General features: G+C 74.5%; 17 protein-coding genes and 2 riboswitches. All 17 genes read right to left on the bottom strand.

Going from position 1 to position 20,309, the window contains the following annotated elements:
* Positions 1–2: 2 nt before the first annotated feature.
* The 17 genes from ACIQGZ_RS09240 to ACIQGZ_RS09160 all read right to left on the bottom strand — a co-directional run bounded on the left by ACIQGZ_RS09240 (position 3) and on the right by ACIQGZ_RS09160 (position 20,280).
* Positions 3–677 carry a WXG100 family type VII secretion target gene (locus ACIQGZ_RS09240; protein ID WP_402600397.1) on the bottom strand — a complete coding sequence of 225 codons (675 nt, stop codon included), beginning with the start codon at positions 675–677 and terminating at the stop codon, positions 3–5.
* 45 nt (positions 678–722) lie between these two features.
* Complete coding sequence (locus ACIQGZ_RS09235; RefSeq protein WP_402600396.1) at positions 723–3,071, bottom strand: hypothetical protein; 2,349 nt, start codon at positions 3,069–3,071, stop codon at positions 723–725.
* Between the two features lie 34 nt (positions 3,072–3,105).
* Positions 3,106–3,696 carry a hypothetical protein gene (locus ACIQGZ_RS09230; RefSeq protein WP_402600395.1) on the bottom strand — a complete coding sequence of 197 codons (591 nt, stop codon included), beginning with the start codon at positions 3,694–3,696 and terminating at the stop codon, positions 3,106–3,108.
* Between the two features lie 119 nt (positions 3,697–3,815).
* Positions 3,816–6,095: a WD40 repeat domain-containing protein gene (locus tag ACIQGZ_RS09225; RefSeq protein WP_402600394.1), complete on the bottom strand. Its 2,280-nt coding sequence runs from the start codon at positions 6,093–6,095 to the stop codon at positions 3,816–3,818.
* Between the two features lie 65 nt (positions 6,096–6,160).
* Positions 6,161–6,772, bottom strand: coding sequence for a GNAT family N-acetyltransferase (locus ACIQGZ_RS09220; protein ID WP_402600393.1), 612 nt, complete (start codon positions 6,770–6,772; stop codon positions 6,161–6,163).
* Between the two features lie 259 nt (positions 6,773–7,031).
* The gene (locus tag ACIQGZ_RS09215; protein ID WP_402600392.1) at positions 7,032–8,252 is read right to left on the bottom strand and encodes a cytochrome P450; all 1,221 of its coding nucleotides are present in this window, start codon (positions 8,250–8,252) and stop codon (positions 7,032–7,034) included.
* Positions 8,183–9,451, bottom strand: coding sequence for a cytochrome P450 (locus ACIQGZ_RS09210; protein WP_402600391.1), 1,269 nt, complete (start codon positions 9,449–9,451; stop codon positions 8,183–8,185). Before ACIQGZ_RS09210 ends, ACIQGZ_RS09215 begins: the two co-directional genes overlap by 70 nt.
* Entirely contained in the window at positions 9,448–10,044 is a 597-nt protein-coding gene (locus ACIQGZ_RS09205) for a GTP-binding protein (protein ID WP_402600390.1), read from the bottom strand. The genes ACIQGZ_RS09210 and ACIQGZ_RS09205 overlap by 4 nt, the downstream gene beginning before the upstream one ends.
* Positions 10,019–10,369, bottom strand: a complete 351-nt coding sequence (locus ACIQGZ_RS09200; protein WP_402600389.1) for a DUF742 domain-containing protein — start codon at positions 10,367–10,369, stop codon at positions 10,019–10,021. The genes ACIQGZ_RS09205 and ACIQGZ_RS09200 overlap by 26 nt, the downstream gene beginning before the upstream one ends.
* Complete coding sequence (locus tag ACIQGZ_RS09195; protein WP_402600388.1) at positions 10,366–10,782, bottom strand: roadblock/LC7 domain-containing protein; 417 nt, start codon at positions 10,780–10,782, stop codon at positions 10,366–10,368. Before ACIQGZ_RS09195 ends, ACIQGZ_RS09200 begins: the two co-directional genes overlap by 4 nt.
* Positions 10,779–12,209: an ATP-binding protein gene (locus ACIQGZ_RS09190; protein WP_402600387.1), complete on the bottom strand. Its 1,431-nt coding sequence runs from the start codon at positions 12,207–12,209 to the stop codon at positions 10,779–10,781. Before ACIQGZ_RS09190 ends, ACIQGZ_RS09195 begins: the two co-directional genes overlap by 4 nt.
* 519 nt (positions 12,210–12,728) lie before the next feature.
* Complete coding sequence (locus tag ACIQGZ_RS09185; RefSeq protein ID WP_402600385.1) at positions 12,729–13,481, bottom strand: (2Fe-2S)-binding protein; 753 nt, start codon at positions 13,479–13,481, stop codon at positions 12,729–12,731.
* Positions 13,478–14,341, bottom strand: coding sequence for a CbtA family protein (locus tag ACIQGZ_RS09180; RefSeq protein WP_402600384.1), 864 nt, complete (start codon positions 14,339–14,341; stop codon positions 13,478–13,480). The genes ACIQGZ_RS09185 and ACIQGZ_RS09180 overlap by 4 nt, the downstream gene beginning before the upstream one ends.
* Before the next feature lie 30 nt (positions 14,342–14,371).
* Positions 14,372–14,590 (bottom strand): CbtB-domain containing protein, encoded by a 219-nt coding sequence (locus ACIQGZ_RS09175; RefSeq protein ID WP_402600383.1) that lies wholly within the window; start codon positions 14,588–14,590, stop codon positions 14,372–14,374.
* A gap of 38 nt (positions 14,591–14,628) precedes the next feature.
* Positions 14,629–14,779, bottom strand: a riboswitch (cobalamin riboswitch).
* 84 nt (positions 14,780–14,863) lie between these two features.
* Positions 14,864–17,188 carry a 5-methyltetrahydropteroyltriglutamate--homocysteine S-methyltransferase gene (metE, locus tag ACIQGZ_RS09170; RefSeq protein WP_402600381.1) on the bottom strand — a complete coding sequence of 775 codons (2,325 nt, stop codon included), beginning with the start codon at positions 17,186–17,188 and terminating at the stop codon, positions 14,864–14,866.
* 188 nt (positions 17,189–17,376) lie between these two features.
* Positions 17,377–17,560, bottom strand: a riboswitch (cobalamin riboswitch).
* A gap of 473 nt (positions 17,561–18,033) precedes the next feature.
* Complete coding sequence (locus tag ACIQGZ_RS09165; protein ID WP_402600380.1) at positions 18,034–19,719, bottom strand: ribonuclease J; 1,686 nt, start codon at positions 19,717–19,719, stop codon at positions 18,034–18,036.
* A 129-nt stretch (positions 19,720–19,848) separates the two neighbouring features.
* Complete coding sequence (locus ACIQGZ_RS09160; protein ID WP_402600735.1) at positions 19,849–20,280, bottom strand: CBS domain-containing protein; 432 nt, start codon at positions 20,278–20,280, stop codon at positions 19,849–19,851.
* Positions 20,281–20,309 lie beyond the last annotated feature (29 nt).

Genomic DNA, 20,309 nt, shown 5'->3' with positions numbered 1-20,309 from the left:
GTTCAGTGCCTTCCGCTGGTATTGCCGCGTTCTGTTGTCAGGCGGGCGACCGACTCCGTACGCGGGAGGGCGGCGGAGAACGAGGTGGGTGACCAGTACGTGCCCTGACTCGACTGGAGTTCGGCGTCCTGGTCGGTCATGCCGGAGGCGATGGCCTCCTCGACGCTGCTGTAGTTCTGCGCCATCGCCTTCATGCCCTCGGCGACGTTGCGCAGCCCCTCGGGCAGGGTCTGGAGCCCGGTGAGGGTGTCGGCGGAGTACTTGATGTAGCCCTGGTCGCCGTCGGCGAACTGGTGCCCGGCGTGGTCGTCGCCCCAGGGGGTCTGGAGGCCGGAGAGGAAGCCGTTGAGGCTGGAGTACAGCTCGCTGAGCTGGTCCGCCACCGCCAGCAGCGGGCCGGCCGCGGCCGCGTACTGGTCGGCGGTCACCCGGAACCCGCTGCCTGCGGAGCCGCTGACGCCGGTCTGCGTGGGGAGGCTGGGCTGGATCGCGGTCTGCGGTTCCATCGCGCTGGCCGGTTCCGTGGCGCGGTCGGGCAACACCGTCCCGACCCGCAGACCCTCCCGGAGAGTGGCCGGCTCCGTGGCGCTGTCGGGCAGCACCCTCCCCACCCGCAGATCCTCCCGGGCGGTGGCCGGCTCGTCGGGGACGACCCATTCCCGGGCGAACTCATCCATGACGTCTCCTCACTTCGGTGGTGCGCTGCTGCCCGCCGGACCCGGTCACCGCTCTGGACCGCCTGCCGTAGCGCCGCCCGCCTGACCGGCGCCGGCCCCGGCGCCCGCACCGGCGGCCCGGTTCTCGAAGGCACCGGACGCGGCCATCCGGGACAGCGCCGTACGCAGGAACGGGCTGGGCACCGCGTAGCCCTCCTCCTGCCGCAGCGGAGGCGGTGTCCTCGGCTCGCCCGCCGCCGCGGCGCCCGTACCGGCGCCGCCGTCGGGCAGCCCGCGCCGGGCCGCGACCGCCCGCGACCGGTCGAGGTGGTCGGCCTCCGGCGTGCCGGTGGCGGGCTCGGTCGGCCGCTGCGCCTCGCCGCCGGTCGGCGGCGTCCCGGCGCCCTCGCCGGGCTCGGGGCCCAGGACCGCCGAGCGGAGCTGCATCAGCAGGTCGTCGCCCTCGGTGGCGTCCGGCGCCGCCGCCGCGCCGCCCGCCTCGGCGGTACGGGCGGGGCCGCTGCCGCCGTCCGCGCCCGAGGGCTCGGCGGCCTCGCTCCTGGCCGTGTCCATCCAGCGGCGGCGCATCCGCTGCCAGTGCCGGTCACCGGTGGGCGCCGCCACCGCGTCGCCGGTGACGCCCGCGTCGGTGAGCCGACCGTCCTCGTCGTCGAACTCCTCGTCACCCAGCGGGGTCGCCCGTACATAGCGGCGCCCGCTGCGATTGGCGGCCCGCCCGCCTCCGCCGCCGTGGCCTCCGCCACCGCCGAGGCCGCCACCGGACCGAGCCCCGCCGGCGCCGCCCGCGGCCCCGCCCGCAGCCGACGTACGGGTGCCGGCCGACCCGCCGACGCCGCCCTCGCGCCCCCCGGCCGACCCCGACACCGTGCCCCGGGAGCCCGCAGCGCCGCCCTCTCCGGCCAGGCTGCCCACGCCGGCGGTCCGGCCGACCCCGCCATACCCGGAGCCGCCCGAGCCCAGCCGCCCGCCGAGCCCACCGCCCGCCGCCCGCCCGCCGAGCCCACCGCCCAGCCCCGAGCCCGAGCCGCCGAACCGGGCCCCGCCGCCCGCACCACCCACCCGGGAGGCCGCCCCCGAGCCGGTCGACCAGCCCGAGCCGGAACCGCCGAACCCGCCGGAGCCCAGACCCGACGAGCCCAGACCCGACGAGCCGCCGAAGGAGGCGCTGGGCAGCGAGAAGGACGGCAGCGTGCTGCCGCCGGAACTCGACACCGTCCACGGGGCCAACGCGGACGTGGTTCCGAGGGTGCCGCCGGTTCCGACGGCCCCGCCGCCCAGGTCACCGAGGCCGGAGAGCTGGAGTCGGGGCATGGCGGGCGAGGAGGTGTCGAAGACCGGCGACCCGCCGCCGGAGCCGCCGGAACCGCCGAACCCCTCCACCCCCGACGGGGTGTACGACGCCTGCGGCAGGCTGAACGGCTGGAGCGCGGACACGGTCCGGGGCGCGGCGATGTCGGAACCGCTGCCACCGCCGCTGCCGCTGCCGCCGAAGTCGGCCTGGCCCTGGTCGAGGCCGCTCCACTCCCGGGGCGTGGCGACGGCGCTCCGCGCGTCATAGCCGCCCGCGTCCGCGCCGCCGGCGCCCTGCGGGTCGTACGCCCCGGCCTGCGCGCCGGTCAGCGGCCGGCCGTCCGCGTCGAGGCCGTCCGCGTCGAGGCCGAGAGCGGTGAACCTCGGGTCGAGGCCGAGCTCGGCCGCCCTGCGGCCGGTGGCCGCGCCCTGCTGGTCCGTGCCGTCGGTCGACTCGCCGTACCGGGGGTCGGCCACCGAGGAGGAGGGCCGGTTGGGCAGCAGCGGGCCCGCGCTGGAGACGGTCACGGTGCCGTCGGCGCCGGGGAGGGTGGCGGCCTGCCCGGCGTTGGCCATCCGGTCGACGTGGGTGGAGCCCTGACGCAGCATGGTGTCGATGCTGTGCGACGCCTCACCGATGTAGCTCTGGTAGGTGTCGGCGGCCTGCATCACGCCCTTGGACTGGGCGACGTCGCCGTGCTTGCCGCCCGGATGGCTGGCGATGTAGTCCTTGGCGTACTGGAGTTCGCGGGTCATCTCCTGCTTGGTCTGGGTGACCGCGTGTGTGGCGCCCTTGAGGGACTGCGCGACCGCGACCCCGGCATCGAGGGTGGTGCCGACGTGGGAGTCCTCGCGGACCGCGTACTTGCGCAGGTACTCCTCGTACTGGTCGGCCGCCTCGCCGTCCATGTTCTGCCGGGCGTGGGCGGCACCGGTGACGATGGCCTCGGTGTGGGTGGCGGCGGCGCGGTTCCAGGTGTCCCATGCGTCGGCCAGCTCAGCGAGAGCGTCCTCGTCGCCGTTCGGCCAGGCGATGCCCGCGCCGTGCTTGTTGCTCTGCACGATCTTGAGTACTTCGGCCAGGTCGGGCGGGAGCTCGATCACGATGTGTCACTTTCTCGACGGTGGGACGGCGCGCTCAGAGTTCGCGGCGGCTGCTGCCGACGGCACGGCCGACGATGAACGGCCCCGGGGGCCGGTTGTAGTCGAGATCGGGTGTGTCGGGGTCGTGGTAGGCGGTCAGTTCGGGTTCGGTCCCGGTCGGCGCCTCGGTGACCGGGGTGTCGGTGACGACCGTTCCGATCCTGGGCGTCGGCCGCACCGCGTCGAACTCGGGACCGGGTGCGCGGACGCCCGCGAGGAGGGGCTGCATCGGCTCCGACGGCGCGTCACCCTCGATGCGGCGCAGCTCGGACGCGGTGGCGGCGTCGTTCTCGGCGTGCCGGTCGCACATCAGCATCAGGTTGTCGGAGAGCTTCGAGGAGTTGCGCAGATAGGTGCGGATGCCCTCGACGACCCGCTGCTGGTGCTGGAGGAGGCCACCGACGCCGGAGCTCTCGCCCTGGAGGGCCCTGCCGAGCGGGTCGGTGCCGAAGTGGGCGGCGGAGACCCGCTGTACGGCCGCTTCCAGGTTGCGGGTGGCGAGGTCGAGGTCGTCCACCGCGCGGCGGATGGTGCGCGCGGCGGTCCGGACCTCGGTGAGGTCGATCTGAAACGACGAGCTGCCCAACTGGTACTCCCCCAGTAGTCATGCATATGACACCGGGGCGACGGGCCGACTGCCGTCCCGGACCCCCGATGAAGCCAGATTACTTAAAACTTGTACAGACCCCTTGGGGTGACACACCATCACAACGTGGTCAGACCACCGGCCCCCGCCACATGCAGCCCGGTGTCGCTGAAGGAGACCGCCAGCGGCACCGTGCCCACCGCCACCTCGTTGAGCAGCGCGCCCCCGGCCAGATGCCAGAGCCGCAGCGTGCCCCCAGCGTCACCGACGGCGGCCAGCACCTCGCCCTCCAACTCCTCGCAGACCAGGCTGCGCACGGCCGGACCGCCACCGCCCAGCACCGAGATCCGGCGGCCGTCCGCGACGTCCCACAGCACGACCGAGCCGTCCGCCGCGCCGCCGACCACCACCCCGCGCTCCCCCAGCACGGCGAACGCCAGCGCATGGGCCGGCGCCGCCAGCCCCGAGAGCACCGGCCCGGCCAGACCGCTGAGCCCGTGCCAGAGCCGTACGCTGCGATCCTCCCCCGCCGTGGCGAGCAACGCATGGCCGCCGACCTCGCCCGCCGCCACCGCCGTCACCCCCGCCGGGTGGGCCCGCAGCCGCAGCAGCGGGGTGCCGTCCAGCGGGTCCCAGGTCCGCACGGTGCCGTCCGCGCTGCCCGAGACCAGCACACCGGACGGGGCGAAGGACAGCGCCGCCACCCGGCCGACGTGCGGCCCCGGCACCGAGAGCGGCGCGCCGTCGCGCAGCGTGTGGCAGCGGACCACCCCGGCGGCGGTGCCGCAGACCAGCACCGGCCCGGCGGAGTCCCCGGCGGTGACGGCCAGCGAGGCGATCGGGCCGCCGTCCTCGGCCAGCTCGTGGAGCAGCGCGCCCCCGGCCGGCTCCCACACCCGCAGCGTGCCGTCCCCGTGGCCGGCCGCGAGCACCGGGGCGCCGTCCAGCTCGGCCGTGGCCAGCGCGTTCACCGGGGACTGCGGGCCGTCCGCCGGCTCCCCCAGCCGGCCCAGCGCCGCACCGGACTGCGGCTCCCAGAGCCGGACCAGGCCGCTCTCGTCCCCGGTCGCCAGGACCGGCGAGCCGTCCACCACCACGGCGGCGAGCGAGGTCAGCCAGCCGCTGCGGGCCGACCAGCCGTGCAGCGCCCGGCCGTCGTAGACGTCCCAGGTGCGTACGGTGCCGTCCAGCGAGCAGGAGGCCAGCACCGGCCTGCCGCCCAGGTCCAGGAAGTCCAGCCCGGTCACGGTGGCCGCGTGGCCGGTGAGCCGGGCGATCGGGCGGCCCGTCGCCAGGTCCCAGAGCCGGATCTCCTGGTCCGCGCCGCCCGAGGCGAGCACCGCCTGGTTGCCCAGGCTGAGCACGGCGAGGGCGGTGACCCGCTCGGTGTGGCCCACCAGCAGGTGCAGCTGCTCGCCGCCCGCCACGTCCCAGACCCGGACCACGGCGTCGTCCCCGGCCGCCGCCAGCAGGTCGAGATCGGCGCAGCGGGCGTGCCGCAGGACGGCGGCGCCGCGCCCGCCGGTCGCCAGCGCTCCCAGCGGGCGGGCGTCGTCGGCCCGCCAGGCCCGGACGTCGCCGCTGCGGCCGCCGGCGAAGACCAGCGGCACGCCCTGCACGGTGCCGGCCGCCACCGCCTGGGTGCCGGTGGCGGAGCCGGTGCCGTGCAGCACCGCGCCGGTCACCGCGTCCCAGACCTTGACGGCGCCCCGGTCGTCTCCGGCGGCGAACAGCTCCCGGCCCTCGGTGGCACCGAGCGCCACGGCGGCGGGCACCAGGACGGCTTCGGCCGATGAGGAGCCCAGCAGCTCCTGGTCGAGCGTCGCGTACAGGCCGAAGCCCTTGCCCTGCTCGGCCAGGGCGTAGGCGGCCCGGCCGCCGACGGTGCCGAAGGCGGCCGCCGCGCGGGGGTCGGCCTGCGGCTCGGCGCCCGCGGGGGCGTACGGGGTGGCGGCCGGCTCGTCCGCGTCCTCGTCCGGGTCCAGCAGCAGTGCGGCCTCGGGCAGCGCCCCCGGGCGGCCGCCCGCGAACACCTGGTCGACCAGCGCCTCCAGCAGCCGCACCGCCGCCGGGGGCGGGCCGTCCGTGCCCTCGCCCCACACGGCGTCGCCGGACGGCAGCAGCCCGTGGACGGACAGCCGCCGCCGGGTGCCGCCGTCGCCCGCCGGGGCGCCGGGTTCCGCGAGCAGGGCGGCCAGCCGGGCCAGGACGGCGGGGTCGACGCTGCCCGACCGGCTCTGCGGGCCGGTCGGGGTCGGCCGCTGCGCCCAGAGGGGGCCCTCCGGGGCGATGAACAGCTCGGTCCGGCCGCCGGACGGGCCGTCGGCCTCGATGCTCAGGCGCACCCCCGACACCTGGGCGGTTCCGACCGCGCCGCGATGGCTCTCGTTGTCCGGCATGCGGGTCCTCTCCGGTGCTGGGTCGTACGGTAAGTCTGTGGTGTGCCGGGTCCGGTGATGGACCGTCAGCACAGATCGTCGGGGACAAGCGTCGCATAGACGGCATCGTGCAGCTGATGCGTCCGGGAACTCCGGAACAGCGCCGGGCGGAATCCCGCGCGGCGAAAGCCGATGGCGGCGCCGACCACCTGGACGGGCATGTTGTCGACCGCCGCATAGGCGTCGATCCGGCGCAGTCGCAGGACGTCGAAGCCGAACCGGCACAGCAGGCGGAATCCGGTGGTGGCCGTCCGCATTCGGCGGGCGTGCGGAAGCAGCCACAGCGATGCCTCCGCCGCGCCCTCCTCGGGCCGGAAGTCGACCAGTTCCGCCAGCCCGATCGCGGTCCCGTCCGGGCCCGCCAGGGTGAAGTGGGCCGCCAGGTCCTGCTGCCACAGCCGGGGGGCGAGCCGGGTGATCCACCGCTCGGCCGCCGCCCGGTCCCGGTGCGGGAGCACGCCCTGCATGAACTCCCGCACCACCGGATCGCGGCTGCCCGCCACCAGGGCGTCCGCGTCCTGGAGCAGCGGCCGGCGCAGCAGCACGCCGCCCTCGGTGAGCGCCGGCACCTCCTCCAGCGAGCTGGGCAGGCGCACCCCGACCCCGCCGGGTGCGGGCGACTGCTCGGGGACGTGCACGGAGGACTCCAGGGTGGTACGGGTGTCGCGGGGCGCTCAGGGGGGCGAATGGGGTGTCATCCAGGTTATCAGGCGCTGTTGATGGCCAGTCAGGTCATGCTTTCGGACATTCCCGTGGCACGTCCCCGCCTCTGATTGCGGTACTTCTGTGCAGGCCATGCAGGCCGTGTGAACGATATCCGGATGGGAGGTGGTTGCCATACGTCCCGTCATAGGACCGCCCTCGTCCGATCCGCCCGAACAGCGCGGCGGCGGCCGGTCAGTGCAGCAGGACGGGGAGTTCCCGGACGCCGTGGGCGATGAAGGACGGGACGGGGAGCAGGGTGTCGGCGGCGACGGCGAGCCGCAGGTCGGGGAAGCGGTCGAAGAGCAGCCGCAGCGCGGTGTCCGCCTCGGCGCGGGCCAGCGGGGCGCCGATGCAGCGGTGGATGCCGTAGCCGAAGGCGAGGTGGTCCTCGGCGGCGCGGCCGGGGCGGAAGGCGTCGGCGTCGGCGCCGTAGACGGCCGGGTCGCGGTTGGCGGCGGCGAAGTGGGCGAGGATCGCGTCACCGGCCCGGATGACGGTGCCGTCCGGCAGGGCCAGGTCGGTGACGGCGTAGCGCAGCGGGATGGTGGCGATCGAGGGGGCCCAGCGCAGCCCCTCCTCGATCACCGCCGACCAGCCGACTTCGCCGTCGCGCAGCCGCCGGTGCTGCTCGGGGTGGGTGAGCAGGGCGTGGACGGTGCTGGCGATCAGGTTGACGGTGGTCTCGAAGCCCGCCCCGATGACCAGCAGCAGGGTGTAGATCAGCTCTTCGTGGGTGAGCCGGCCGGCCTCGTCGTCGTGGCTGGCGATCAGCGCGCTGGTGAGGTCGTCGCCGGGGGTCTCGCGCTTGCGGTCGATCAGGGCGGTGAGCAGCGCCAGCACTTCGGCCAGGACGGCCTGGGCCTGCTCGGGGGTGCCGTCGGTGGCGACGATGTCCTCGATCAGACGGGCGGCGTCGGCCCGCAGCTCCACCGGTACGCCGAACAGCGAGCAGATGATCTCCATGGGCAGGGCGTGCGCGTATGCGGCCTTGAGGTCGACCGGCTCGCCGACCGGGCGGGCGGCGAGCCCGTCCAGCAGCCGGGTGGCGGTCTCGGTGATCAGCGGCCGCATCGCCTCGGTGCGGCGGGCGGTGAACGCCGGGGCGACCAGCTTGCGCAGCCGGGCGTGGTCCACGCCGTAGGTGTTGAGCATGTTGATCGGGCCGACCCAGTTGAGCAGCCAGGGGGCCCGCTGCGCGATGGCGGGCCAGGCCGGCCAGTGGAGATTGGGGTCCTTGGACACCTCCGGCCCGACCAGCAGTTCCCTGAGCACGGCGTGGTCGGTGACCGCCCAGGCCGGCACCCCGCCGGGCAGCTCCACCCGCGCGGCCGGGCCGGCGGCCCTCAGGTCGCGGATCTCGGCTGCGAGGTCGGCTCCGGCGGGGTCGACTCGGTACGCGGGGCGCTGGTCCACGGGGCTGCTCCTGGGGTGTGCGGAGATACGGGCGTGAAGCGGACGGGCAGGGCCGCGAGGGAGCGGTGGAACGGGCCGAGGCGCCAGTCCAGCTCCTCACGGCGCCGGGTCGGCGCCAGGTCCGGTATCCACTGCAGCAGGCGGGTGATGGCGGTGGTGGCGATCAGTACCGCCTCGTGCTTGACCGGGCAGGTGTGCGGCCCGGCCCCGAAGGACAGGTGGGAGGCGTCGTCGGCCGAGCGCGGCCGCAGGTCGTGGCGGCGGGCCTCGGCCTGCGCGCCGTACGAGATCAGCACGGCGCTGCCGTACGGGATGGGCACCCCGTGCAGCACGGTGTCCGAACGCGGGGTGTGGATGCCGTAGTTGGCGAGCGGGGTCTCGTGCAGCAGCACATCGGCCACCGCCTCGCCCACCGGCCGGGCGCCGTCGGTCAGGGTGGCGTGGTAGGCGGGGTCGCTGAGCACCCGGGAGAGGGCGTTGGCGACCAGGTTGGCGGTGGGTTCGTAGCCCGCGCCCAGGGTGAGGAAGACCTGCCAGGTGACCTCGTCGGGGGTGAGCCGGGCCGGGTGGTCCAGCAGCCAACTGGTCAGGTCCTGGCCGCGCCGCCGCTGCTTGGCCCGCACCAGGTCCATCACGTACGCGCCGAACGCCTCCTCGCCGGCGGCGGAGCCGGGCCCGCCCTCCATCATCGCGGACACCGCGTCGTTGAGCCGGTGCGCGGAGTCCGCGGGCAGGCCGAACAGCGAGTTGAAGACGATGCCCATCAGCGGCGCGCTGAAGCCGGACACCAGGTCCGCCTCCCCGGTGGGCCCGAAGGCGCGCATCAGGGTGTCGGCGGCGTCCTCGACCCGGCGGCGCAGGTCGTGGGCGGGGAGGTTGGCGAAGGCGTCCAGCAGCGAGGTGCGGTAGCGGAAGTGCAGCTCCCCGTCGTTGAACAGCACATTGGGCCGCCAGCGCAGCATGCCGAGCACCGGCGCGTCGGCGGGGACGGTCTCCTGCCACGGGCGGGGGTCATGGGACCACGTACCGGTGTCGTGCAGCAGGTCGAGCGCCGCCCGGTAGTCGGTGACCACATGGACGGTGATGCCGGGGCTCAGCTCGGCCAGGCCGACCGGACCGTGCGCGCGCAGCCGCGCGTAGGCGTCCTCGGGACGCCGGGCGTACGCCTCGTCCCACAGCGGGACCGGCTCGGGAGTCATAGGGCTGCCCTTGAGATCAGAAGGTGGATGAGGGCGAGGAGGGCGTCCACGCAGGAGTCGGTCTCGCGGGCGTCGCAGACCACCAGCGGGGTGTGGTCCTCCAGGTCCAGGGCGCCGCGCAGCGCGCCCTCGCTGTGCCTTGGGCTGTCAGGGAAGGCGTTGACCGCCACGGCATGCGGCAGACCGAGATCCTCGATCAGGGCCAGCGCGTCGAAGCTGGCCTCCAGCCGCCGTACGTCCACCAGGACCAGCGCGCCCCACGCGCCGACGGCCAGGTCCTGCCAGAGCGGGCGGAAGCGCTCCTGGCCGGGGGTGCCGAACAGGTACAGCACGATGCCGTCCCCGAGGCTGAGCCGCCCGAAGTCCAGGGTGACGGTGGTGGCGGTCTTGGCACCGATGCCGACCAGGTCGTCCACGCCCTCGGACGCCTGGGTGATCCGCTCCTCGGTGCTGACCGGCGCGACCTCGGAGACCGACCCGATCAGGCTGGTCTTGCCCACGCCGAACGGGCCGGCCACCAGGATCTTCACCCGGTGGACCGGCGCGACGGCGGCACCGGGCTGCGGGTCAGCCCTTGAGTGCGCGGAGCCCATCGGCGACTTTCTGTAGCAGGGACAGGTCGGGAGGTGCGGCGGTGGGGTTGGCGTAGGTGACCAGCCCGGCGGCGACCAGCGCGCCGGCGAGTTCGCGCAGCACCGCGATCGGCAGGGCGAGGGCGGCCGCCGTCTCGGCGACGGTGAGCGGGCCGTCCGCCAGGACGTCCATCACCGCCCACTGCCCGGCGGGCAGCTCGGGCGGCGCGGCGCTGATGACCCGCAGCAGCGCCACATGGTCCAGCCGTACGCCCTTCGCGGACGAGGTGCCGGCCAGTGCCGCGTACGGCGGCACCAGCGGGCGGCCCCGGGAACGGGCGGTCATGACCGGGCGTCACCGGTGCGGACCCGGGCGGCCATGGTCTTGCCGGCCAGCCGGCCGATCTGGTCGCGCACCACGTACGCCAGCTGCTCCAGGCGGACACCGGGACCGGCGTGGACGGCGAGGGTGCTGTTGCGGCCGGTGGGGGTCAGCAGGATGTAGCCGTTGTCGGCGGTGCGCACCACCACGTCCTGGAGCGAGGCGGCCTCCACCCCGGCGAACACGGCGGCCATCGCCGCGCAGGCGCCCTTGGCGGAGCTGGCGACGGCCGCCGCCCGGTCGGCCTCGTCGCGGTCCAGACCGGCGCCGGCCCACTGGGTGACCAGGCCGTCGTCGGCCACCAGCAGGGCCGTGCGGGCGTCGGACACCTCGTCCAGGATGGCCTGAAGGGGCCAGTTCTTCTCGTGGTCCATCATTCGCCGGTCCTCTCGGGGAAGTCGGATGCCTCTACGGCACGCTGGAAGCCCGCCCAGTCCGGCTCGGGTCGGGGGCCGCGCGCGGCCTCGGGGGACGCGGCGGCGGTGGGGGCTGCCACGGGGGCGGGGGCGGGGGTGGCGGCCGTGCGGCGGCGGCGCTGCGGCAGGCCCTCCGGGCCGACGGGCGGAGGGATGTCCATCCGCCCGGAGTGCGCCCGGGGGGTGGCCGCGTCCAGCGGGTGGGTGCGCTCGTCCAGCCGGGTCAGCAGCGCGGTGGGGACGAACACCACGACCCGAACCCCGCCGTACGGGGAGGGGCTGCCCAGGTTCACCCCGAAGCCGTACTCGCTCACCAGCCGGCCGACCACCGCCAGTCCCCGGCGGGGCGGGTCGCCCAGGTCGGAGAAGTGCACCGGGAGGTGGCCGCCGGCCACCGCCATCGCGCGGTCCCGCTCCTCGCGGGTCATGCCGACCCCGGCATCGTCGATGGTGACGACCGCGCCGTTGTGCGCCGACTCGGTGGTGATCCACAGTGCGCTGTCCGGCGGTGAGAAACGCAGTCCGTTGCCGATCAGCGCGGTGAGGACCATCGCCAGCGGCTCCACGGCGTGCGCGGCGACGGCGGTGCCGGTGGCGACCCGGTGCACCGCCCTGATCCGGTCCACCTGCTTCAGCCGGGAACCGGCGCCGCTGACGATGTCGGCCAGGTGGGCGACCTCGCGGACCACTCCCGGCCACGACCCGGACAGTACCGCCAACTCCTGGACCAGGCGCAGCAGCTGCTCATTGGTGTGGTCCAGCTCGCGCAGGGCCGCGTTGGCCTCGGCCATCTCCCGGCCGGAGAACCGCATCTGATGGGTGCGCAGCCGGCTCTGGGTGTCGTACAGGGCGACCTGCATGGACCGGGTGGCGCCGCTCAGCACCGCCGCCGCGCCGGACTCGGTACGGGCCTGCTCGGCCAGCACCGCCTCTTCGACCTGGTGCAGGCACTGCTGGAGCAGGTCGGCGGGCTCACTGCCGGGTAAACGGCTGTCGGACAGGCCGGGGTCACGGGAGAACGGCAGCGCCGCGCGGCGGGCGGCGGCGGGCAGGCGGACCTCGGCGAACTCGCGTAACGCGGCGGTGAGGTCCGCTAACTCCCGGCGCGCCTGTTCGGCGCGCTGGTCGGCGTCGGCGGCCAGGGCTTCGGCCTGCTGGGCGCGGGTGGCGGCCTGCTCGGCCCGCTCCCGGGCCCTGCGGACTTCGGTGTCGCTCCGGGCGCGCTCGTGCTGCCGCTTCACCGCCTCGGCTTCGGCGGTCTCGGCGCGGGTGGTCGCCTGGGTGGTCTCGCGTCGGCGCCGGGTCAGCGCGGGCCGCATGGCTGCCGCGCCTCCGGCGGCGCCGACGGCGGCTGTCGCGGCGACGACAGCCACGTCTATCGGGATCATCGGGGTTTGCCTAGGGTCGGGGGCCGGGTGGGTGCCGCGGGGCAGGTCGGTGCCGTCGGCGAGGCGACGCGCGGCGTGATCACTCTGGCACGATTATGCCGACGTCCTGAACGCAGGAGGTCACTTTGGCCATTTCGTACGGGCTCACGGGCACGTGCGCCGCCCCTGGCGGGGGGCGCGGGGAAGTGACGGGCACGTGCCCCACCAGGGCGCGAGGAACTGCGCGGCCGGCCGACCACCGAGGTAGTGGGGTCCGTACGGCGGTGAGTTGCAGGTGCGAAGGGGGTTTTTCGCGCAGTTCCTCGCGCCCCTGGGAGGTGCAGGGTTGCCGAACGGGGGCGAAGTGCAGGTCAGGGCGGGGTTATTCGCGCAGTTCCTCGCGCCCCTGGGAGGTGCAGGGTTGCCGAACGGGGGCGAAGTGCAGGTCAGGGCGGGGTCATTCGCGCAGTACCCCGCGCCCCTGGGGAGGCGCAGGGTTGCCGAACGGGGGGTGAAGTGCAGGTCAGGGCGGGGTGGGGGTCAGCGGGTGAGGACGCAGTCGCCGCAGAGGGGGCCCCGGGTGTCGGGGGCGGCGCGGTAGATGAGGCAGCAGCTGCGGCGGCGGAACGCCCCCGTGGGGGTGGTGGTGCTCGCGGCCCGCAGTGGGGGGCGGGCGAGCAGCAGGGCGGCGAGCGTACGGACGCGGTCGGCCAGGGCCGGGCGGGCGGACGCGATCATGTCGGCCGCGCCGTTGACGGCGGAAGCCGCATTGCCGTGCAGGATCTGCGGCGAGACCGAGAACGGCCGGAAGGCGGCGGCCAGTTCCGCCAGGCCGGTGTCCAGCAGCCTGCATCCCAGCAGCTCCGCGAGCTGTTCCGGGGTGCGCCGCTCCGCGATCGGGCCGTCGGGGGCGGAGAGCGGGACGGGTCCGCCGAGGACGGGCTGCCACCACAGCGTGCCGAGGTCCGGCGCCAGCAGCCGGCCGTGCAGCACGGCGGCGGCCAGCGCCGGGGACAGCAGCCGGGCCGCCAGCCCGAGGTGGGCCACCGAGGCGGCCACCCGCAGCTCTACCGCGTCCGCGGCCTGACCGCCCGCCAGGGCCAGCCAGTCGCGTACCGCCGCCACCCGGGCCGCCGGGACGGCCGGGTCGCGGACCAGCTCGGACATGGGCCGCCACGGCGGGGTCGGCGCCGAGCCCGCCGGGTGGGTGTGCAGGGCGAAGAACGGCCCGAGCGCGGTGATCTCCTCGATCACCGCGCTCGACGCCGGTCCGTCAGGGCCGGAAGCGGTCATGCGCCGACCGGGTCCGGCTCCCGGGTGGGGGCGCCGGTCGCGGTCCGGGGCTGGAGCAGGCGCTCGGCCAGCGGGCCGAAGACCAGTCCGATGGCCGCCCAGAGCAGCAGCTGCGCGGCGACGGAGTAGAACCGGAACGAGAAGAGCAGATCCGCCGGGAAGCCCGGGAAGACGATCGCGCCCTTGTCGTCGGTCAGCGGCAGCGGCGTCTCCGTGGCGTGGTCGCCGTAGTGCTCCTTGTTGAACGCCAGGTGGCCGAACGACGGCATGATCAGCATGACGATCCCGATCGCGACGACGAACGCGGCGGCGGCCAGCAGCGTGGCGTTCCAGTTGCCGAAGCGCGGCTGGAGCCGCCTGCCGAGCCAGACGGCGCCGACCGAGAAGGCGACCGAGAACACCACCATCAGCAGGTAGAGGCCGCTGCGGGCGCCGATGGTCTCCTCGTGGCCGATCGCGGGCGGGTTGGCCGGGTACTTGACGAACGGCACCAGGTAGAGCGCGAGGAACCCGGCCCCGGCCACCAGCAGCGCCAGCGGCCGCGCCCGCAGCCCGCCGACCCGGCCCAGGCAGACGGCGTAGGCCACGGCGAACAGGGCGCCCATGGCCATGCCGAAGAGGATCATGCCCACGCCGATGCCGACGTCGGCCTGGATGGTGCGGCTGAACAGGTCCGGGTCCGCTGCCTCCGTGGTCAGGCCGGTGGCCTTGTCCAGGACGGCCTGGGCGGCGTCACGGCCGCTCTCGTAGTCGATGGCCTTGGTGATCTGCGGTTCGGCGAAGATCCGCGCGAAGACGAAGGCGAGCAGGCCCGCGACTGCGCCGGCGAGTACGCCGCGCAGGAGGAGCTTCTTTTCCATGTCGAGTTGTCCGTGCCTTCTTCGAACCGGTCAGTGGCAGGGGAAGCCGAGGAAGTGCCGGGCGTCGTGGACGAACTCGTGCACATGCATGTCGTTGCCGAACACCGAGACGGCGCCCTGGTCGACACCGATGAAGTAGTAGGCGATCAGCGCGATCAGCGCGGTACCGGCAAGCCAGAGTACGGACTTGGAGACCGGCAGGACGACCGGTGTGGCGGCCGGACGGGGCGTGGAGACACTGCTGCTCACGGAGAGCCCTCCTTCGGGGATCGTGCGTCCCTTGATCAAATGGGCGGTGTGATGGAGGAGTGTCTGACTTCACCGGTCACCGTGGGTGACCGGCACACAGTGGCGCGACCGTGCTGGATTCTCACCAGCTTCCTCATGCCATCACTACTCAGGGAGCGTAGGGGGCGCCGCTCCGGTGCGTCAATCAGACCGGTCGTACCCGTACCGGGCGGCCGGGGCGCGCAACACCGCAGGTGAGCCGCGCCCCGGCCGCCGCCGGGTCAGGAACCTGGGTCAGGAGTCCGCTCCCGGCAGGCCGCCCCGCACCTCGCGGGCGGCCGTGACCAGGTTCTCCAGCGAGGCCCTGACCTCCGGCCAGCCCCGGGTCTTCAGACCGCAGTCGGGGTTGACCCAGAGCCGCTCGGCGGGGATGGCGTCAAGCCCCCTGCGCAGCAGGGCGGCCGCCTCCTCGGCGCTCGGGACGCGCGGCGAGTGGATGTCGTACACCCCGGGGCCGACCTCGCGCGGGTAGCCGGCGGCGGCCAGCTCGTCCGCGACCTGCATGTGGGAGCGGGCGGCCTCCAGGGAGATCACATCGGCGTCGAGGTCGTCGATGGCCTGGAGGATGTCCCCGAACTCCGCGTAGCACATATGGGTGTGGATCTGGGTGGCCGGGCGGACGCCTGCGGTGGTGAGGCGGAATGCCTCGGTGGCCCAGTCCAGATACGCGGGCCGGTCGGCCGCGCGCAGCGGCAGCGTCTCGCGCAGCGCGGGCTCGTCCACCTGGATCACGGCGGTACCGGCCGCCTCCAGGTCGGCCACCTCGTCGCGCAGGGCGAGGGCGACCTGCCGGGCGGTCTCGCCGAGCGGCTGGTCGTCGCGGACGAAGGACCAGGCCAGCATGGTGACCGGGCCGGTGAGCATGCCCTTGACCGGGCGGTCGGTGAGCGACTGGGCGTACCGGGTCCAGCGGACCGTCATCGGCTCGGGGCGGGAGATGTCCCCGGCCAGCACCGGCGGCCGCACATAGCGGGTGCCGTACGACTGGACCCAGCCGTGCCGGGTGGCCAGGTAGCCGGTGAGCTGTTCGGCGAAGTACTGCACCATGTCGTTGCGCTCGGGCTCGCCGTGCACCAGGACGTCGAGTCCGGCCTTCTCCTGGAAGCCGATGACCTCGCGTACCTCGGCCTCGATGCGCTGCTCGTACGCCGCGCCGTCGATCCGGCCGGCCCGCAGGTCGGCGCGGGCGGTACGCAGTTCGGCGGTCTGCGGGAAGGAGCCGATGGTGGTGGTCGGCAGCAGCGGCAGCCGCAGCCGAGCCTGCTGGGCGGTGGCCCGCTGCTGGTACGGCTGGGAGCGGCGGGTGTCGGCGTCGGTGACGGCCGCGCTGCGGGCGCGGACCGCCGGGTCGCGGGTGAGCGGGGAGTCGGCGCGGGAGGCGAGGTCGGCGCGGTTGGCGGCGAGTTCGGCCGCGATGGTGTCGGTGCCCTGGGTCAGCCCCTTGGCCAGGGTGACGATCTCGGCGGTCTTCTGGCGGGCGAAGGCGAGCCAGCGCAGGATCTGCGGGTCGAGGTCGCGTTCGGCGGCGGCGTCCAGCGGGACGTGCAGCAGCGAGCAGGAGGCGGCCACGTCCACCCGGTCGGCCAGACCGAGCAGGGTCGCCAGGGTGGCGAGCGACTTCCCCAGGTCGTTGATCCAGACGTTGCGGCCGTCGACCACGCCGGCGACCAGGCGCTTACCGGGCAGTCCGCCGGCGGCGGCCAGGTCCTCCAGGTTGGCGGCGGCCGGGCCGGTGAAGTCCAGCGCCAGGCCGTCGACCGGGGCCTTGGCGAGCACGGGCAGCGCCGAACCGAGGCGGTCGAAGTACGAGGCGACCAGCAGCCTGGGCCGGTCGGTGCGGCCGCCCAGCTCGCGGTAGGCGCGGGCGGCGGCATCCAGCTCGGCCGGGGTGCGGTCCTGCACCAGCGCGGGTTCGTCCAGCTGTACCCACTCGGCGCCGGCGGCGCGCAGGTCGGCCAGGAGCTCGGCGTAGACGGGGAGCAGCCGGTCCAGCAGGGTGAGCGGCTGGAAGTCCTCCGCGACGCCGGGGGCGGGCTTGGCCAGCAGCAGATAGCTGACCGGGCCGACCAGCACCGGGCGGGCGGTGAGGCCCAGCGCCAGGGCTTCCGTCAGCTCGCCCACCTGCTTGGCCGGGTTCGCGGTGAAGACGGTGTCGGGGTCGAGTTCGGGCACCAAGTAGTGGTAATTGGTGTCAAACCACTTGGTCATCTCCAGCGGCGCCACGTCCTGGGTGCCACGGGCCATGGCGAAGTAGCCGTCCAGCGGGTCGGCGTCGACCGCCGCGCGGTGGCGGGCGGGGATCGCGCCGACGGCGACCGTGGTGTCCAGCACGTGGTCGTAGAGCGAGGAGTCACCGGTGGGCACCTCGTGGATGCCCGCGTCGGCGAGCTGCCGCCAGTTGGACCGGCGCAGGTCGGCCGCCGTCTCCCGGAGGGCGTCGGCGGTGAGCCGGCCCTTCCAGTAGCCCTCGATGGCCTTCTTGAGCTCCCGGTCGGGGCCCTGGCGGGGGTAGCCGTACACGGTGGCCCGTGCTGCCGCGGCTGCGGACTTGCTGGTCATGGACTCTCCTTCGCGAGCATGTCTCCCTACCGACCCCGGGTCGGTTCGAAGGGCGCGAAGGGTGCGAAGGAACGGCAGACCCGGCGGGCCGCGTCGCGCGGGTGCCCTGCCTGGTGTGCCCTGCCTGTGTACGCCGACCCGCCCACGAGGTCACCGGGATCTCCGCGTGCGTGGCCGCACGCGGGCAGTGGCAGGTCTTCGGACTCGCGGGCACGTCTCGTGGGGTCGAGGCTCCTACTGGCCGTCGCTTCCCAGACCCGGTGGGCCCAGTGCGTATGACGGCGGTCGTTCCCGCTCACCGCTGCGGGGCAGTCCCGGATTCCCACCGGGTTCCCTCTTGCGACGCGCCTGCCTGGCGGACAGGGCGAACCAGCTGCAACCGCCAGCCTAGGCGCTCGATCAAGCCGAGGAGGGTCGTTGTCCATAGTGCGGACGGGGGAATGAGACCTGGCCGGGCCGACCCGCGCGGGCCGGCCCGGCGAAGGGCGGCCCAGTAGGGGTTGGCCCAGTGGGGGTCAGCCGCCCGGACGGAGTCCGCACCCACCGACACCTGGGCCTCGGGGGGTGGCGGTGTCGTCGGCCGCGAGGGTGAGCCGGTGGGTCGCTCCGCCGGTGCCGAGGGCGGCGGCACCGGCGGTGGGCGCGGCGGAGCGACCGGTTGGGTCTGCGGACAGCCGTACGGGTCCGGTCAGAAGGCACGGTCGGCCCCCCGGGCGGTGGGGCGTGTCGCACCCGGACACGGTGACGGCCGCCGGGCGGACGCGTCCGGCACCGGCTGCGCCCACCCGACGGTGCGCTCAGGTTCCCGACCTCACCGAGCCGCGCGCCCCCGGCGAACCCGGGACTCAGGCGTCGATGATGACCGGGATGATCATCGGCTTGCGGCGGTGCGCCCGCCAGGCCCAGGAACTGACGGCCCGGACGATGAGCTGCTCCAGTTGGTGGGCCTCGCCGATCCCTTCCTGCGCGGCGTTGGCCAGGGCCTTCTCGATCACCGGGATGACCGGCTCGAAGGTGGTGTCGTCGTGGACGAAGCCGCGCGCCAGGAAGTCGGGAGCCTCGGCCAGCGCGCCGGTGTCGGCGTCCACGATGGCGATGACGGTGATGACACCCTCTTCCGCCAGGGTGCGGCGGTCCTTCAGCGACGCCTCGGTGGCGCCGCCGACGGTCATGCCGTCGACGTACACGTACCCGGCCGGCACCTTGCCCGTCAGGGAGGCGCGCCCGTCGACCAGGTCGACCACCACGCCGTCCTCCGCGATCAGCGCGCGGTCGGGCTCCACCCCGGTCCGGATGGCCAGGTCGGCGTTGGCCCGCAGATGGCGCCACTCGCCGTGCACCGGCATCACATGGCGGGGCCGGATGATGTTGTAGCAGTAGACCAGCTCACCGGCGCTGGCGTGCCCGGAGACGTGGACCTTGGCATTGCCCTTGTGGACCACGTGCGCGCCCCAGCGGGTGAGGCCGTTGATGACGCGGTAGATGGCGTTCTCGTTGCCCGGGATCAGCGAGCTGGCCAGCAGGACGGTGTCGCCCTTGCCGATCCGGATGATGTGGTCGCGGTTGGCCATCCGGGACAGCGCGGCCATCGGCTCGCCCTGGGAGCCGGTACAGATCAGGGTGACCTGCTTGTCGGGCAGCCCGTCCAGCTCCTTGTGGTCGACCAGCAGGTTCGGCGGGACCTTGAGGTAGCCGAGCTCCCGGGCGATGCCCATGTTGCGGACCATGGAGCGGCCGACGAAGGCGACCTTGCGGCCGTGCTGGTGGGCGGCGTCCAGCACCTGCTGGATGCGGTGCACATGGCTGGCGAAGCTGGAGACGATCACCCGGCGCGGCGCGGTGCGGAACACCTGCTCGATGGCGGGCGCGAGGTCGCGCTCGGAGATGCTGAAGCCGGGGACCTCGGCGTTGGTGGAGTCGACCAGGAAGAGGTCGACGCCCTCCTCGCCCAACCGGGCGAAGGCACGCAGGTCGGTGATCCGCTCGTCCAGCGGGAACTGGTCCATCTTGAAGTCGCCGGTGTGCAGCACCAGCCCGGCCCGGGTGCGCAGCGCAACCGCCAGGCCGTCCGGGATGGAGTGGTTGACCGCGACGAACTCGCAGTCGAAGGGGCCGAACCGGCGGCGGTCGCCCTCGCGGACCCGGACGGTGCGGGGGGTGATGCGGTGCTCCTTCAGCTTGGCCTGGAGGAAGGCCAGGGTGAGCTTGGAGCCGACCACGGGGATGTCGGAGCGCTCGCGCAGCAGGTACGGCACGCCGCCGATGTGGTCCTCGTGGCCGTGGGTGAGGACGATGGCCTCGATGTCGTCCAGCCGGTCGCGGATCGCGGTGAAGTCGGGGAGGATCACGTCCACCCCGGGCTGGTTCTCCTCGGGGAACAGCACGCCGCAGTCGACGATGAGCAGGCGTCCGGCGTGCTCGAAGACGGTCATGTTACGGCCGATTTCGCCCAGTCCGCCCAGCGCGATGATGCGCAGGGCGCCGTCGGCCAGCGGGGGCGGGGGTCCCAGTTCGGGGTGCGGGTGACTCATGTCCATCACGCTACTGGAGAGTTGCGGAAGGTCCCGCCGAAGACCCGGCGCCGTCGGGGCAGGCCGGACCGCCCGAGCCCGCCGGGGGCTCGGGCGGCCGTACCCGGCGCGCCGGGTGCGGCTCCCCGGCTACGCGGCCACGCCCTGCCCGGCGGCGGGGGCGGCCGGGGCCGTCCGCAGCACGGCGAGGGTCAGCACGCCCAGGACGCAGCCGTCCTCGTCCAGCACCGGCACGGCCGGCAGCGACCGGGTGTGCATGGCGCCGACCGCCGCGGCCAGCGGCGTGCGGGGGCCCGGGTAGGGGCCCCGGTCGTGGACGATGTCCCGGACGCGGATGCGCTCGGTGTACCAGGAGCGGGTGCGGTACGGGGCCAGCTGGGCCCGGGTGAGGACCCCGGCGCAGCGGCCGTCGTCGCCGCGTACCAGCAGGTAGTCGACGTGGGCGCTGTTCAGGATGTCCAGCGCGGTGTCGACGATGACGTCGTCGCTGATCTGGAGGCCGGCCGGGGTGGCGGCCTCGGTGGCGGTGGCGTCGCCGGACAGGGCCGGCGGGGTGGACATGGTGAGCACGGGGGCGCCTTCCTCGGTTG

The organism is Streptomyces sp. NPDC092296 (assembly GCF_044755465.1).
GTDB lineage: Bacteria > Actinomycetota > Actinomycetes > Streptomycetales > Streptomycetaceae > Peterkaempfera.
Note: the sequence above shows the minus strand (reverse complement) of the source record. Positions and strands in the feature narration are given on the sequence as shown.

Bases quoted from the DNA above. Each gene is read 5' to 3' on its own strand.
- ACIQGZ_RS09240 (WP_402600397.1), bottom strand. From the start codon at position 677: ATGGATGAGTTCGCCCGGGAATGGGTCGTCCCCGACGAGCCGGCCACC.
- ACIQGZ_RS09195 (WP_402600388.1), bottom strand. From the start codon at position 10,782: ATGATGGACCACGAGAAGAACTGGCCCCTTCAGGCCATCCTGGACGAG.
- ACIQGZ_RS09190 (WP_402600387.1), bottom strand. From the start codon at position 12,209: ATGATCCCGATAGACGTGGCTGTCGTCGCCGCGACAGCCGCCGTCGGC.
- ACIQGZ_RS09205 (WP_402600390.1), bottom strand. From the start codon at position 10,044: ATGGGCTCCGCGCACTCAAGGGCTGACCCGCAGCCCGGTGCCGCCGTC.
- ACIQGZ_RS09180 (WP_402600384.1), bottom strand. From the start codon at position 14,341: ATGGAAAAGAAGCTCCTCCTGCGCGGCGTACTCGCCGGCGCAGTCGCG.
- metE (WP_402600381.1), bottom strand. From the start codon at position 17,188: ATGACCAGCAAGTCCGCAGCCGCGGCAGCACGGGCCACCGTGTACGGC.
- ACIQGZ_RS09200 (WP_402600389.1), bottom strand. From the start codon at position 10,369: ATGACCGCCCGTTCCCGGGGCCGCCCGCTGGTGCCGCCGTACGCGGCA.
- ACIQGZ_RS09210 (WP_402600391.1), bottom strand. From the start codon at position 9,451: ATGACTCCCGAGCCGGTCCCGCTGTGGGACGAGGCGTACGCCCGGCGT.
- ACIQGZ_RS09165 (WP_402600380.1), bottom strand. From the start codon at position 19,719: ATGAGTCACCCGCACCCCGAACTGGGACCCCCGCCCCCGCTGGCCGAC.
- ACIQGZ_RS09160 (WP_402600735.1), bottom strand. From the start codon at position 20,280: ATGTCCACCCCGCCGGCCCTGTCCGGCGACGCCACCGCCACCGAGGCC.
- ACIQGZ_RS09225 (WP_402600394.1), bottom strand. From the start codon at position 6,095: ATGCCGGACAACGAGAGCCATCGCGGCGCGGTCGGAACCGCCCAGGTG.
- ACIQGZ_RS09185 (WP_402600385.1), bottom strand. From the start codon at position 13,481: ATGACCGCTTCCGGCCCTGACGGACCGGCGTCGAGCGCGGTGATCGAG.